The sequence below is a fragment of the Cupriavidus sp. L7L genome (assembly GCF_004353535.1).
In the GTDB taxonomy this organism is placed as follows: domain Bacteria; phylum Pseudomonadota; class Gammaproteobacteria; order Burkholderiales; family Burkholderiaceae; genus Cupriavidus; species Cupriavidus oxalaticus_A.
On sequence record NZ_SMNY01000009.1, the window covers coordinates 32976 to 45993 of the forward strand.

Consider the following 13018-nt stretch of genomic DNA (forward strand, 5'->3'; position numbering starts at 1 on the left):
CGGGGCAGAAGACGCCGATGCAGCCGCCCGCGCAGCGGTGTACTTAGCGGGCGCCCTGGCCGGCCTGGGCCAGATCGCCGGCATCGCCGCCGCCCTGCAGCACCTGCGCCAGGCGCTTGCGGTCCAGTTCGCGTTCCCACGCCGACACCACCACCGTGGCCACGCCGTTGCCGATGATGTTGGTCAGCGCGCGGCACTCGCTCATGAAGCGGTCGATGCCCAGGATCAGCACCATGCCGGCCACCGGGATGGTCGGCACCACCGCCAGCGTCGCGGCCAGCGTGATGAAGCCCGAGCCGGTCACGCCGCTGGCGCCCTTGGAGGTGATCATCGCCACCGCCAGGATGGTCAGCTGCTGCATCCACGTCAGTTCGATGCCGGTCGCCTGCGCGATGAAGATCACCGCCATCGTCATGTAGATGTTGGTGCCGTCCAGGTTGAACGAATAGCCGGTAGGCACCACCAGGCCCACCACCGACTTGGAGCAGCCCAGCTTCTCCAGCTTCTCCATCATGTGCGGCAGCGCGGCCTCGGACGAGCTGGTGCCAAGCACGATCAGCAGCTCTTCCTTGATGTACGAGATAAAGCGCACGATGCTGAAGCCGGTCATGCGCGCGATCGTGCCCAGCACCACCAGCACGAAGATGATGGCCGTGAAGTAGAAGGTGCCGATCAGCTTGAGCAGCGGCACCAGCGAACCCAGGCCGTACTTGCCGATGGTGAACGCCATCGCGCCGAAGGCGCCGATCGGGGCCACCTTGGTGATCACGTGCACGATGTGGAAGAACACCTTGGAGACCTGCTCGATCAGCTGCACCACGAAGCGGGCGCGTTCGCCGAGCGTGGCCAGCGCGGCGCCGAAGAACAGCGACACCAGCAGGATCTGCAGGATGTCGCCGTTGGCGAAGGCGCTGAAGACCGTTTCCGGGATGATGTGCATGAAGAACTCGACCGTGCTCTGGCCGTGCGCCTTCGACACGTATTGCGCGATCGCCTTGGTGTCCAGCGTCGACGGGTCGATGTTGAAGCCCACGCCCGGCTTGAGCAGGTGCGCGGCGCCCAGGCCGATCAGCAGCGCGAAGGTCGACACCACTTCAAAGTAGAGCAGCGCCTTGCCGCCGACGCGGCCGACCTTCTTCATGTCGCTCATGCCGGCCATGCCGGTCACCACGGTACAGAAGATGATCGGGCCGATGATCATCTTGATCAGCTTGATGAAGCCATCGCCCAGCGGCTTCATGGCCACGCCCGTATCGGGCCAGTAATGCCCCAGCAGGATGCCGACCAGGATGGCGAACAGCACCTGCACATACAGGATCTTGTAGAAGGGTTTCTTCATGGTGTCGTCCTCGGTGTTGACCGTACCCGGGGCGATGGCGCCGCGGGCGCGCGCCGTCACGGTTGCGGCGCGTTCAGGGACGGGAATTTGCAACCGGCATGCCAGTCCAACCGGTATCGCTAACTGATTGATTCACAAGGAAACGCGGGTCTTGCCAAGACGCGGGGCCTCCGGGATTCCGGAAATCCGGAATCCCGGCTTCCGGGGATTCGGAATGCCGGCGCGGGCAAAGGTGGCCGAGGCGCCACCTGCGCGGCCGGCATGCGCGGTCAATGGCGTTGCGCGGGTGCCGGAAGGCGCGGGCGTGCCGCCGTGACGCCGTATAATTCCGAGCTTCCGTTCAACGTCCCGCGGTCGTGCCGCCGCGCGGGCCCGCCCTCCTTGTCACCGCATCGCATGAGCAGCTACTACCAGCACCACGTCTTCTTCTGCCTGAACCAGCGCGAGGCCGGCGAGAACTGCTGCGCCAATTTCAACGCCAAGGCCATGCAGGAATACGCCAAGAAGCGCTGCAAGGAACTCGGCATCGCCGGCGGCGAAGGCCGCGTGCGCATCAACAAGGCGGGCTGCCTGAACCGGTGTGAACTCGGGCCGGTGCTGGTGGTCTACCCCGAGGCAATTTGGTACACGTATGTGGACGAGCACGACATCGATGAAATCATCGACAGCCACCTGCTCAACGGCAAGCCGGTCGAGCGGCTGATGGTGGACCGCTGAACGGGAACGAAGCCCAAGGCGCTGCCGATGCCGCAGCGCCGATGCCAGACCCCGCCGCCCGCACGCCGGACGGTTTTTTCATTTCTTGCCCCGGGATTTCCGGGTAGAGCCAGCCGGCGTATCACCATCCTGAAGCGCCATCCTGACCGCCTCCTGATTGCCCTGACCGTCCTATGAACGCGCATACCCAGGTACTTTCCATCGCCGGCCCCGTCGGCGCGATCGACGTTTCGGTGGACCTGCCGCAAGGCGAGCCACGGGGCCTGGCGCTGGTTGCCCACCCGCATCCGCTGTTCGGCGGCACCAAGGACAACAAGGTCGCGCAGACGCTGGCGCGCGCCTTCGTGCAGCTGGGCTATGCCACTGTGCGCCCCAACTTCCGCGGCGTCGGCGCGACCGCCGGCGAGCATGACAATGGCGTCGGCGAGCAGGACGACCTGCTGGCAGTCGTCGCCTGGATGCGCGAGCAGACCGCGTGGTCGGCGCAGGCCGCGACGCTGCCGCTGGCGCTGGGCGGCTTCTCCTTCGGCAGCTTTGTCAGCACGCACGTGGCCCGGCGCCTGGCCGAGGCCGGCACGCCGGCGCAGCGCCTGGTGCTGGTCGGCACCGCAGCGAGCCGCTGGCAGGTGGCCGAGGTGCCCGCCGACACCATCGTCATACACGGCGAGCAGGATGACACCGTGCCGCTCGCCAGCGTATTCGACTGGGCGCGCCCGCAGGAGCTGCCGGTGATCGTCATCCCCGGCGCCGACCATTTCTTTCACCGCAAGCTGCACCTCATCAAGCAGCTCGTCGTCAACGCGTGGGACCGGTGAGCGGCGCAGCTTCGTCACCGCGCCATCCCGTCCCGCACGATCCCTTTCTTGTCGGAAACAGAAATAATGCTGAATAGAGCCACGACACGCCTTTCCTCCGCCTTTGCACCCGCCGCCATCGTCGCTGCCGTCGCCACGGCCACGCTGGCCGCCGCGCCCGCCGCCGTCCTTGCGCAGGGCGTGCCGATGCCGCAGGTCGCCGCCAAGTCGTGGATGCTGTATGACGTGACCAGCGGCCAGGCGCTGGCCTCGCAGAATGCCGACCAGCGCATCGAGCCGGCCTCGCTGACCAAGCTGATGACCGCCTACCTGGCGTTCGAGGCACTCAAGGAAAAGCGCCTGACGCTGGAACAGACCGTGGTGCCGACCAACCTCGTGCTCAAGGTCAAAAGCGACGAGTCACGCATGTTCATCGAGCCCAACAAGCCGGTCAGCGTGCAGGACCTGCTGCTGGGCCTGATCGTGCAGTCGGGCAACGATGCCGCGCTGGCGCTGGCCGAGGCCGTGGGCGGCTCGGAAGAGGGCTTCGTCGCGATGATGAACCGCGAGGCCCAGCGCATGGGCATGAAGAGCACCCACTTCACCAACACCGACGGCATTCCCGACCCGAACCACTACACCACCGCGGTGGACCTGGCGACGCTGACCACGCACCTGATCAAGGACTTCCCCGAGTACTACGCCATGTACTCGCAGAAGGAGTTCACCTATAACAAGATCAGGCAGCCCAACCGCAACCGCCTGCTGTACATCGACCCGACCGTGGACGGCGTCAAGACCGGCCACACCAAGTCCGCCGGCTATTGCCTGATCTCGTCGGCCCAGCGTCCGCTGGCCAACGTGCCCAACGGCCAGCGCCGCCTGATCTCGATCGTGATCGGCACCACCACCGAACAGGTGCGCACGCAGGAAAGCCTGAAGATCCTCAACTACGGCTTCCAGTTCTTCGACACGCTGCGCCTGTACGACAAGGGGCAGGTGCTGGCCACGCCCGAGATCTACAAGGGCAAGGCCGGCACGGTCAAGATCGGCGTGCAGCACGAGACCTTCGTCACCGTGCCCAAGGGCACCGGCGGTCGCCTGAAGCCGGTGCTGGAGCGCCAGGAACTGATGATCGCGCCGATCGCGGCGGGCCAGCAGGTGGGCATGGTCAAGCTGATGGACGGCGCCAACAAGGTGGCCGAGTTCCCCGTGGTGGCGCTGGAAGAAGTGCCCGAGGCCGGTTTCTTCGGCCGCCTGTGGGACACCATCCGCCTGTGGTTCAAGCGCAAGTGATTGGCACGCGCGGCCTGGAGATTTGCCGGGCCGCGCCGGAGAAAACGACATGACTTCCGACAACCAGGGCAGCGGCAACAAGCCCGGCGATATCCCGCCGGAGCAGTCGCTGATCGAATACCCGAGCCATTTCCCGATCAAGGTGATGGGCTCGATGCAGGACGGCTTTGCCGAGGCCATCGTCACGCTGGTGCAGGAGTTCGATCCGGACTTCCATGCGGGCAAGATGGAGATGCGGCCCTCGAGCAAGGGCAACTATCTCGGACTCACCGTGACGGTGTGGGTGACCAGCCGCGAGCAGCTGGACGACCTGTACCGGGCGCTGACTTCGCATCCGATGGTGAAGGTGGTGCTGTAACCGCTGACGTATCTTTCCTGATTGTTTGCTCCCCCCTCCCGCGCGCGGGAGAGGGGCCGGGGGAGAGGGCAGGCGCTGGCAATGCCGACGCCCGTCACTTTGTTGACACTCCCGCCCTCTCCCCCAACCCCTCTCCCGCAGGCGGGAGAGGGGAGCCGCACCGCAGGGAGCCAAACACCGCGGCTGCGGCACGCATCCTCCCCATACCGACATGAACACCATCACCCTGAAACCCGGCAAGGAAAAATCCCTGCTGCGCCGCCACCCGTGGATCTATGCCACCGGCATCGCCACCACCGAAGGCCGCTGCGAGCCGGGCGCGACCGTGACCGTGCGCGCCGCCGACGGCCGCTTCCTGGCCAAGGCTGCCTACAGCCCCGAATCGCAGATCCGCGCGCGCGTGTGGACCTTCGACGAGAACGAGCCGGTCGACCACGCGCTGTTCAAGCGCCGCGTGGCCGCGGCCATCGCCTACCGGCGCCAGTGGGTGAAGGACAGCGATGCGGTGCGCCTGATCTTCGGCGAATCGGACCGGCTGCCGGGGCTGATCGTCGACTACTACGGCAGTGGGGAAACGGGCCAGCTGGTGTGCCAGTTCAATGCGGCCGGCGTGGAGCACTGGAAAACCGCGATCGTGCAGGCGCTGGTCAAGGAGACTGGCTGCCCCAACGTCTATGAACGCTCCGACGCCGCCGTGCGCCAGCGCGAAGGGCTGGAGCTGGTGACCGGCGTGCTGGCCGGCGCCGAGCCCGATCCGGCGCTGTCGGTGACCGAGCATGGCGTGCGCTACTACGTTGACGTGCGCAACGGCCACAAGACCGGCTTCTATGTCGACCAGCGCGACAACCGCAAGCTGGTGGGCGACCTGGCCGAAGGGCGCGAGGTGCTGAACTGCTTTTGCTATACCGGCGGCTTCTCGCTGGCCGCGCTGCGCGGCGGGGCAAAAGCGGTGACGTCGATCGATTCGTCGGGCGAGGCGCTGAAGATCGCCGCGGGCAACGTGACGCTGAACGGGTTTGATCCGGAGCGCGCGACCTGGCTCGACGCGGACGTGTTCAAGACGCTGCGCGAATTCCGCGCCGAAGGGCGTCAGTTCGACCTGATCGTGCTGGACCCGCCCAAGTTCGCGCCGTCGGCGCAGCATATCGACCGTGCCGCGCGTGCGTACAAGGAGATCAACCTGGTCGGCACGCAGCTGCTGCGGCCAGGCGGTTTGCTGTTCACGTACTCGTGCTCGGGCGCGATCAGCATGGAGCTGTTCCAGAAGATCGTGGCGGGCGCAATGACCGATGCGCGGGCGGATGCGCGCATCCTGCGCAGGCTGTCGGCCGGCACCGATCACCCGATGCTGGCGGCGTTCCCGGAAGGGGAGTACCTGAAGGGGTTGCTGCTGGAGAAGGTGGCGTAACGCTGCGATCCGGAAGCGGCGACAGCCCTAGCGCGCCGCTTGTTTTCTCCCCTATCCCGCGCGCGGGAGAGGGGAGAAAAACGGCGCGACGAGACTACCGCCACATATTCCGCATCCGGCTGGCCAGGTCCACCGGCGCCAGCGCCGGCTTTGCCTTCCCCTCGCCCGGCATCGGCGGCGGCGGCCATGCCCGGCTGTGGAAATTCGGCATCACGCGATTCGGGATGAACCGCGTGCGCGACGCATACACATGCCGGTCGCCAAAGCCCACCTGCTGGTGCACGTAGAAGCGCTGCGGCACGACGACGTCCAGATGGTCCTTGGCGCGCGTCATCGCCACATACAGCAGCCGCCGTTCTTCCTCGATCTCTTCGGTCGTTCCCGTCGCCAGGTCGCTCGGCATGCAGCCATCGACGGCATTGAGCACATATACTGCCTTCCACTCCTGCCCCTTGGCCGAGTGGATGGTCGACAGGATCAGGTAGTCCTCGTCGCGCGACGGCACGCCGGATTCATCGCTCGACGCACTGGGCGGGTCCAGCGTCAGCTCGGTCAGGAAGCGCTCGCGCGCGCCGTAGGTGGCGGCGATGCGTTCCAGCTGCTGCAGGTCGGCCTGGCGCGCGGCGGCGTCGTCGTGCAGGCGTTCGAGGTGCGGCGTGTACCAGGCCAGCACCTGCTCGAACTCCGACGGCCACGGCGAGGCCGGCGCCATCAGCGCGCGCGCCAGCGTCAGCAGGTCGGCCCACGCGGGGGCAGCGGCCGGCGGCGGCTCGAATTCCTGCAGCGAGAACAGCGGCTCGGTGGCCAGCGCCAGCGCGTCGAGCACACGTGCCGCGGTCTTGGGGCCGATGCCCGGCAGCAGCTGCAGCGTGCGGAAGCCTGCCATGCGGTCGCGCGGGTTTTCCAGCCAGCGCACCACGGCCAGCACGTCTTTCACGTGCGTCGATTCCAGGAACTTGAGCCCGCCGAACTTCACGAACGGGATATTGCGCCGCGCCAGCTCGATCTCCACCTGCGCGCTGTGGTCGGCGGCGCGGAACAGCACCGCCTGCGCCATCAGCGCCAGGCCGGCCTCGCGCCGCGCCAGCACCTGCTCGACCACGTAGCGCGCCTGGTCGGCCTCGTCGTTGACGACGATGATGCCGGGCTTCTCGGCCGACAGCCGCTCGGACCAGAGATCCTTGGTATAGCGCTCGGCCGCCAGTCCGATCACGGCGTTGGCGGCCTGCAGGATCGGCTGCGTCGAGCGGTAGTTCTGCGACAGCGTCACCTGCTGCGCGGGCGGCGTGAACTGCTGCGGGAAATCGAGGATATTGCGCACGGTCGCACCGCGGAACGCGTAGATCGACTGCGCATCGTCGCCGACCACGGTCAGGCCGCGGCCATCGGGCCGCATCGCCAGCAGGATCGACGCCTGCAATGCGTTGGTGTCCTGGTATTCGTCGACCAGGACGTGGTCGAAGCGCGCGCCGATGTCCTGCGCGATGGCCGGCTCGGCCATGGCCTGCGCCCAGTACAGCAGCAGGTCGTCGTAATCGAGCACGTGCTGCTTCTGCTTGGCCTCGACATAGCCGGCAAACAGCGTGCGCAGCGCATCGGCCCACATCGCATAGCGCGGGAACTGCTGCTTGAGCACGTCCTCCAGCGGCGCCTGCGTGTTGACCACGCGCGAGTAGATCGACAGGCAGGTCTCTTTTTTGGGGAAGCGGCTCGCGGTCTCGGACAGGCCCAGGTCGTGGCGCACCACGTGCATCAGGTCGGCCGCATCGCCGCGGTCGCTGATGGTGAAGGCGGGCGACAGGCCCAGCGTCTCGGCGTACTCGCGCAGCAGGCGCGCGCCGATGGCGTGGAAGGTGCCCGACCACTGCAGCGCCGCGCGGCCCGCGCCGGTCTGCGTGCCCAGCGCCTGGTCGACGATGCGCTCGACGCGCCGGCCCATTTCGGCGGCGGCGCGGCGCGAGAAGGTCAGCAGCAGGATGCGGCGCGGATCGGCGCCGCCCAGCACCAGGTGCGCGACCCGGTGCGCCAGCGTGTTGGTCTTGCCCGAGCCCGCGCCGGCGATGATCAGCAGCGGCCCGTCGCTGCCATGCTCGACCGCGGCGCGCTGCTCCGGGTTGAGCCTGGACAGGTAGGCGGGGCCTGCGTCGGCCGCATCGGGGGCAAGGGCGGATTCGAGGTCCGCGGCGGGGGCAAGGTCGAGTGACACAGGCAGGAAAGAGGAATGGGGCGGGCAAAAAAAGCTGGCGCTAACTGTATATCCATACAGCCCGGCAGTGCAAGCCGCTTTGCGCGGGATGGGGCACGAACCAATAAAAAAGGTGCTCGATGAGCACCTTTTCCTGAATGTTGCGGGCGGCGGCGGGTGACAGCGTTACGCAGACTTTGCCAGCGCGCCGTCCAGCAGCTTGTGCAGCGCATCCCACTCGGGCTCGCCGACATAACGCTTGAGGATGCGCCCGTCCTTGTCGACCACGAAGGTGGTCGGCGTCAGCTGCACATTGCCGAAGGCCCTGGCGGCGGACCCGTCCGAATCCATCGCGACCTTGAACGGCAGCCCGCGCGTCTTGGCGTAGTTCATCACGTACATCGGCGGGTCATAGTTCATCGCCACGGCGACGAACTCCAGCCCCTTGCCCTTGAACTGCTCGTAGGTCTTGACCATGTCGGGCATTTCCTTGACGCAGGTGGCGCAGCTGGTGGCCCAGAAATTGACCAGGTAGACCTTGCCCTTCAGGTCGGCGGTGCTGACCTTCTCGCCCGACAGCAGCGTGAACGTGGCGGCCGGCGCGGCGTTGGAGGGTGCCAGCGCGCGGTAGCCGAACCAGCCCAGCAGCGCCAGTACGACGACGGCGGCGACGATGGGCCAGGGCTTGCGGGAGGACTTGGCGGAAGTGGAAGTGGTCATGGGAGGCGGAGGAAGGCGAATTCTCTTCGGGCAACGACACATTCTAATGCCGCGGGCGCCGCGGTGTTGCGCGCGGTCTGCTTGCGTCAATCTGTCGCAATGCCGGCGCCACCGCGCGGTTCAGCGCCGTGTGGCGATGGCGGCGCGTGCCTGGTCCAGCGCCTGCTCCAGGTAGGCGCCGTAGAAATCGGGCTGCATGCCGCGCAGCGGACTGGCGGCGGCGCGGCCCTGGCGATCGAGGAACAGCACCGTCGGCGCCACCCGCACCTGGTGCGCCCGCGCCCAGTCGCGCGCGGTGGTCATGCTGCCGTCGGCATCGCGCAGCGGCGTGGCGGCGGTCAGGTCGAGCTCGCGCACCGCGATCTCGCCGGCGGCGGCCTGCGGGCCGAGGTAGTTGCGGCGCACCGCGTCGCAATAGCCGCATCCTGGCATCGACACCAGCAGCACCAGCGGCTCGCCACGTTGCGCGGCCTCGGCGCCATGCGCGGCCAGGTCGGTGGCGGCAGGCAGGTGCGCCGTGCCCGCGGCCAGCGCCGTGCCCGCGGCCAGCGCCGCGCCGGCGGCCGTTGCCAGCAGCGTGCAGGCGGCCAGTCGCGCCAGTTGCGCCAGTTGCGCTAGTCGGAGCAGCGCGGTCCGGGCTGGTACGGCGAGGCGGGGCAGGGCGGGAACAGGCATGCGGTCGGGAAAGACTGTCAGGCGGCGCACCATGCACCGGGGCGCCACTTCCGCGATAATACCGGTTTCCGCCCGCAGGCGACGGCGGCCGCCAGAGCCGCTCCATGGCCTGCGCGCGCTGTCCGCCACACGCTTCCCCATGCGTCCTCTTTCGCCCCAGTCGTCGAGCCTGGCCGCCCTGGCCCGCAGTCCCATGCTGCGCCGCGCCGCCGTATGCGCGGCGCTGGCCCTCTGCGCCTGTTCGCCCCGCTATGACTGGCGCACGATCCAGTCCGGCGAGGGCGCCTATGCCGCGCTCTACCCCGGCAAGCCCAGCAGCGCCGCGCGCGACGTCACCATCGCCGGCCGCAAGCTGCCGATGACGATGGAGGCGGCGCGCGTCGACGACACGCTGTTCGCCGTGGGCGTGGTCACGCTGCCTGCCGACGACGAAGCGCTGCGGCGCGAGGCGCTGGCGGCGATGCAGGCGGGCCTGCTGGCCAACCTGGGCACGGCGTCGGGCGAGCCGGCGCGCACGCGCCCGGTCACGATCACGACCGCCGACAAGCCGGGGCGGCCGCTGGCCGGCGTGGAAGTGCAGGCCAGCGGCGTGTCGCCGCAGGACCAGTCGCCGCGGCGGCTGACCGCGCGGCTGGTGGCGGTGGGCGCGCGCGCCTACCAGGCGGTGGTGCTGGAGTCCGGCGACGCCGCGCGCGACCAGCGCCAGGCCGAGCAGGTGGAGCAGTTCCTCGGCGGCTTCCACCCGTTCTGAGGTCCCGCAGGACGCCGCAGGAATACAGGGTTTGCGCCGGGCCGCGTCAGTGCGGCGGCGGCAGTTGTCGGGCAGTTGTCGTCTAGGAGAATCGAAATGCGTTGGGAAGTGTGGCTGGCTTATTTCGCGGCGTGCTGGGTGATTGCGGTGTCGCCGGGATCGGGGGCGGTGCTGTCGATGAGCCACGGCCTGTCGTATGGCCTGCGCAAGACCACCACCACGATCTTCGGCCTGCAGACGGGGTTGGTAATCGTGCTGCTGGTGGCCGGCGGCGGGCTGGGCGCGCTGCTGCTGGCCTCGGAGCAGGCCTTCATGGTGGTGAAGACCGTGGGCGCGCTGTATCTGATTTACCTGGGCTTGCAGCAGTGGCGCGCGAAGGTGCAAAGCAGCGAAGGCGCCAGCGAGGGTCCCGCCCGCGTGGCCGTGATGAGCCCACGCCGGCGCTTCGCCACCGGGCTGCTGACCAACGTGACCAATCCCAAGGGCATCATCTTCATGGTCGCGGTGCTACCGCAGTTTATCGACCCGAACCACCCGCTGGCGCCGCAGTTGGCCATCCTGGCGCTGACCATGTGCTGCGTCGACCTGGTGGTGATGCACGGCTACGCGCTGCTGGCGTCGCGCATGCAGGGCCTGTTCCGCAACGCGCGCGCGGTGCGCTGGCAGAACCGCTTCTTCGGCAGCGTGCTGATGGCGGTTGGCGCGGCGCTGTTCTTCGTGCGCCGGCAGCACGCCTGAGCGCCGGCACTGGCGCCAACCCTCGGGGTTTGCTTCAATGAGGGGAACCCCCCCGGCCACGGAGAGCCCCAAATGCCAGCCTCGCCGATTCCCCGCGCCGGCGCGCGCATGCTGCCGCGCCACACCGTGCCTCCGGTGGAAGAACCGTCGCCGCCGGGCGTGCCTCCCGACTTGCCATTGCCGCCGGAAGAAGATCCGGTGCCGCCGCCGGTCGAGCCGCCGGTGGCGACGCCAATCGGAAAACGCGCGTAGGGATCGCCGCGGCCCGCCGGGGCCGCTTTAGGCCTTCCTCCCTTTCGTCGCTGCGGCGCGGCGCCCGGCATGGTTCGCCTGTCACGCTGGGGGCGCAAAGTATGGCGGTCCAAGCATCGCGCCGGGCGCGCTGTGACCCGCGCCTGTGCCTGTGCCTGCGCCGGGGTGGGGGCCAGCGTGCTCACTGGCATGGTTCATGCGGCTTGCCGCGCGTGCCGGCCGGGCTCGCGCTGCCCGACCCACATCGCGCCGGTGTTCCCGGCAAGCAAGGAGCCCGCCATGCCTACCGCCCGTTCCGCGTTTTCAGCTTCTTCCTTCGGCACGCCCGATCCACGGCCGGTGGATCTTGTGATCTTCGGCGGCACCGGCGACCTGTCGGCCCGCAAGCTGCTGCCCTCGCTGTACATGTGCCATCGCGACGGCAACCTGCCCGAGGGCACGCGCATCATCGGCGTGGGCCGCCATGAATGGGATGCCGCGGCCTTCGCGCGTTTTGCCGACGAGCGCGCGCAGCCCTTCGTCGATGCGCGCTACCTCGATCCCGACAAGTGGCGCGCGTTCCTGCAGCGGCTCGACTTCGTCCGGGTCGATGCCTCGCAGCCCGGCCACTACGAGACGCTGGGGAAGGCGCTGCGCAGCGAAGCGCTGCGCATCTACTACATGGCGATGCCGCCGGGCCTGTTCGCCCAGACCTGCGACAACCTGGCCGGGCACGGCCTGATTGCCGACGACACCCGGCTGGTGCTGGAGAAGCCGCTGGGGGTCGACCTCGCCTCGGCCATTGCCATCAGCGAGGTAGTGACGCGCTACTTCAGCGAAGACCGCACCTACCGGATCGACCACTACCTCGGCAAGGAGACGGTGCAGAACCTGATGGCGCTGCGCTTCGGCAATTCGATTTTCGAGCCGCTGTGGCGCACGCCGTTCGTGTGCAGCGTGCAGATCACCGTGGCCGAGACGGTCGGCGTGGGCTCGCGCGGCGGCTTCTACGACGAGGCCGGCGCCATGCGCGACATGATCCAGAACCACCTGCTGCAACTGGTCAGCATCCTGGCCATGGAGCCGCCCGCATCGCTGAACTCGGACGCCGTGCGCGACGAGAAGCTCAAGGTGTTGCGCTCATTGCGCCCGATGTCGCCCGAGGACGTGCGCCGCAACACGGTGCGCGGCCAGTACACCGCGGGCGCCATCGGCGGCGAGCTGGTGCCCGGCTACCTGCAGGAAGACGGCATCCCGGCGGACAGCCGCACCGAGACCTTCGTCGCGATGCGCGCGGAGCTGGGTACCTGGCGCTGGAACAAGGTGCCGTTCTACCTGCGCACCGGCAAGCGCATGCAGGAACGGGTGACCGAGGTGGTGATCCAGTTTGCGGGGGTGCCGCACTCGATCTTCGATCCCGGCAGCACGCTGCGCGCCAACCGCATGGTGATCCGGCTGCAGCCGGAAGAGTCGGTGCGGCTGATGCTGATGGTCAAGCAGCCGGGCGAAGGCATGAAGCTCAAGCCGCTGAGCCTGGCGCTGAACCTGGACTCGGCCTTCACCACGCGCCGCGCCGAAGCCTACGAGCGGCTGTTGCTCGACGTGATCCGGGGCCGGCTGGCGCTGTTCGTGCGGCGCGACGAGCTGCAGGCCGCGTGGACCTGGGTCGATCCGATCCTGGAAGCCTGGCGGCACCAGGACGAAGGCCCGCGGCCCTACACCGCCGGCACCTGGGGGCCGGCGGCGTCTTCGGCGTTCATGGCGCGCGAGGGCGTGCAGTGGTCGGAGGAAGCCTGACCGCCGCCG

General features: G+C 68.3%; 13 protein-coding genes. 9 read left to right on the forward strand and 4 right to left on the reverse strand.

The genetic code is table 11. From position 1 onward, the window contains the following. Positions 1–43: 43 nt before the first annotated feature. Positions 44–1339, reverse strand: a complete 1296-nt coding sequence (locus tag E1J61_RS08065) for a dicarboxylate/amino acid:cation symporter (protein WP_133094194.1) — start codon at positions 1337–1339, stop codon at positions 44–46. Between the two features lie 396 nt (positions 1340–1735). On the opposite strand from E1J61_RS08065, the gene E1J61_RS08070 reads away from it, so the two are divergent. The 5 genes from E1J61_RS08070 (at position 1736) to E1J61_RS08090 (ending at position 5912) form a co-directional block, all read left to right on the forward strand. Next, complete coding sequence (locus tag E1J61_RS08070) at positions 1736–2056, forward strand: ferredoxin (RefSeq protein WP_133093573.1); 321 nt, start codon at positions 1736–1738, stop codon at positions 2054–2056. Positions 2057–2229: 173 nt separating this feature from the next. After that, complete coding sequence (locus tag E1J61_RS08075; protein WP_133093574.1) at positions 2230–2871, forward strand: alpha/beta hydrolase; 642 nt, start codon at positions 2230–2232, stop codon at positions 2869–2871. A 66-nt stretch (positions 2872–2937) separates the two neighbouring features. Then, positions 2938–4146 (forward strand): D-alanyl-D-alanine carboxypeptidase family protein, encoded by a 1209-nt coding sequence (locus E1J61_RS08080; protein ID WP_133093575.1) that lies wholly within the window; start codon positions 2938–2940, stop codon positions 4144–4146. A gap of 49 nt (positions 4147–4195) precedes the next feature. Continuing rightward, complete coding sequence (locus E1J61_RS08085; protein WP_133093576.1) at positions 4196–4504, forward strand: YbeD family protein; 309 nt, start codon at positions 4196–4198, stop codon at positions 4502–4504. A gap of 211 nt (positions 4505–4715) precedes the next feature. Further along, positions 4716–5912, forward strand: a complete 1197-nt coding sequence (locus E1J61_RS08090; RefSeq protein WP_133093577.1) for a class I SAM-dependent rRNA methyltransferase — start codon at positions 4716–4718, stop codon at positions 5910–5912. Between the two features lie 94 nt (positions 5913–6006). Here the strand turns inward: E1J61_RS08090 and E1J61_RS08095 are convergent, their stop codons facing one another. From E1J61_RS08095 to E1J61_RS08105, 3 genes are all read right to left on the reverse strand, one after another. Further along, a complete protein-coding gene (locus E1J61_RS08095; protein WP_133093578.1) occupies positions 6007–8118 on the reverse strand; it encodes an ATP-dependent helicase in 2112 nt (703 codons plus the stop codon). 165 nt (positions 8119–8283) lie between these two features. Continuing rightward, complete coding sequence (locus E1J61_RS08100; protein WP_133093579.1) at positions 8284–8817, reverse strand: TlpA disulfide reductase family protein; 534 nt, start codon at positions 8815–8817, stop codon at positions 8284–8286. A 120-nt stretch (positions 8818–8937) separates the two neighbouring features. Continuing rightward, positions 8938–9393: a thioredoxin family protein gene (locus E1J61_RS08105; protein ID WP_207951200.1), complete on the reverse strand. Its 456-nt coding sequence runs from the start codon at positions 9391–9393 to the stop codon at positions 8938–8940. A 238-nt stretch (positions 9394–9631) separates the two neighbouring features. On the opposite strand from E1J61_RS08105, the gene E1J61_RS08110 reads away from it, so the two are divergent. The 4 genes from E1J61_RS08110 (at position 9632) to zwf (ending at position 13009) form a co-directional block, all read left to right on the forward strand. Next, complete coding sequence (locus tag E1J61_RS08110; RefSeq protein WP_133093580.1) at positions 9632–10243, forward strand: hypothetical protein; 612 nt, start codon at positions 9632–9634, stop codon at positions 10241–10243. 96 nt (positions 10244–10339) lie between these two features. Further along, positions 10340–10981 (forward strand): LysE family transporter, encoded by a 642-nt coding sequence (locus E1J61_RS08115; protein WP_063236625.1) that lies wholly within the window; start codon positions 10340–10342, stop codon positions 10979–10981. A gap of 72 nt (positions 10982–11053) precedes the next feature. Further along, positions 11054–11233, forward strand: coding sequence for a hypothetical protein (locus E1J61_RS08120; RefSeq protein ID WP_133093581.1), 180 nt, complete (start codon positions 11054–11056; stop codon positions 11231–11233). Positions 11234–11512: 279 nt separating this feature from the next. Then, the gene (gene zwf / locus E1J61_RS08125) at positions 11513–13009 is read left to right on the forward strand and encodes a glucose-6-phosphate dehydrogenase (protein ID WP_133093582.1); all 1497 of its coding nucleotides are present in this window, start codon (positions 11513–11515) and stop codon (positions 13007–13009) included. Positions 13010–13018 lie beyond the last annotated feature (9 nt).

What these genes read in the sequence shown, in the direction of transcription:
- E1J61_RS08065 (WP_133094194.1), bottom strand. Translation starts at nt 1,339, where the DNA reads ATGAAGAAACCCTTCTACAAGATCCTGTATGTGCAGGTGCTGTTCGCC.
- E1J61_RS08070 (WP_133093573.1), top strand. Translation starts at nt 1,736, where the DNA reads ATGAGCAGCTACTACCAGCACCACGTCTTCTTCTGCCTGAACCAGCGC.
- E1J61_RS08075 (WP_133093574.1), top strand. Translation starts at nt 2,230, where the DNA reads ATGAACGCGCATACCCAGGTACTTTCCATCGCCGGCCCCGTCGGCGCG.
- E1J61_RS08080 (WP_133093575.1), top strand. Translation starts at nt 2,938, where the DNA reads ATGCTGAATAGAGCCACGACACGCCTTTCCTCCGCCTTTGCACCCGCC.
- E1J61_RS08085 (WP_133093576.1), top strand. Translation starts at nt 4,196, where the DNA reads ATGACTTCCGACAACCAGGGCAGCGGCAACAAGCCCGGCGATATCCCG.
- E1J61_RS08090 (WP_133093577.1), top strand. Translation starts at nt 4,716, where the DNA reads ATGAACACCATCACCCTGAAACCCGGCAAGGAAAAATCCCTGCTGCGC.
- E1J61_RS08100 (WP_133093579.1), bottom strand. Translation starts at nt 8,817, where the DNA reads ATGACCACTTCCACTTCCGCCAAGTCCTCCCGCAAGCCCTGGCCCATC.
- E1J61_RS08110 (WP_133093580.1), top strand. Translation starts at nt 9,632, where the DNA reads ATGCGTCCTCTTTCGCCCCAGTCGTCGAGCCTGGCCGCCCTGGCCCGC.
- E1J61_RS08115 (WP_063236625.1), top strand. Translation starts at nt 10,340, where the DNA reads ATGCGTTGGGAAGTGTGGCTGGCTTATTTCGCGGCGTGCTGGGTGATT.
- E1J61_RS08120 (WP_133093581.1), top strand. Translation starts at nt 11,054, where the DNA reads ATGCCAGCCTCGCCGATTCCCCGCGCCGGCGCGCGCATGCTGCCGCGC.
- zwf (WP_133093582.1), top strand. Translation starts at nt 11,513, where the DNA reads ATGCCTACCGCCCGTTCCGCGTTTTCAGCTTCTTCCTTCGGCACGCCC.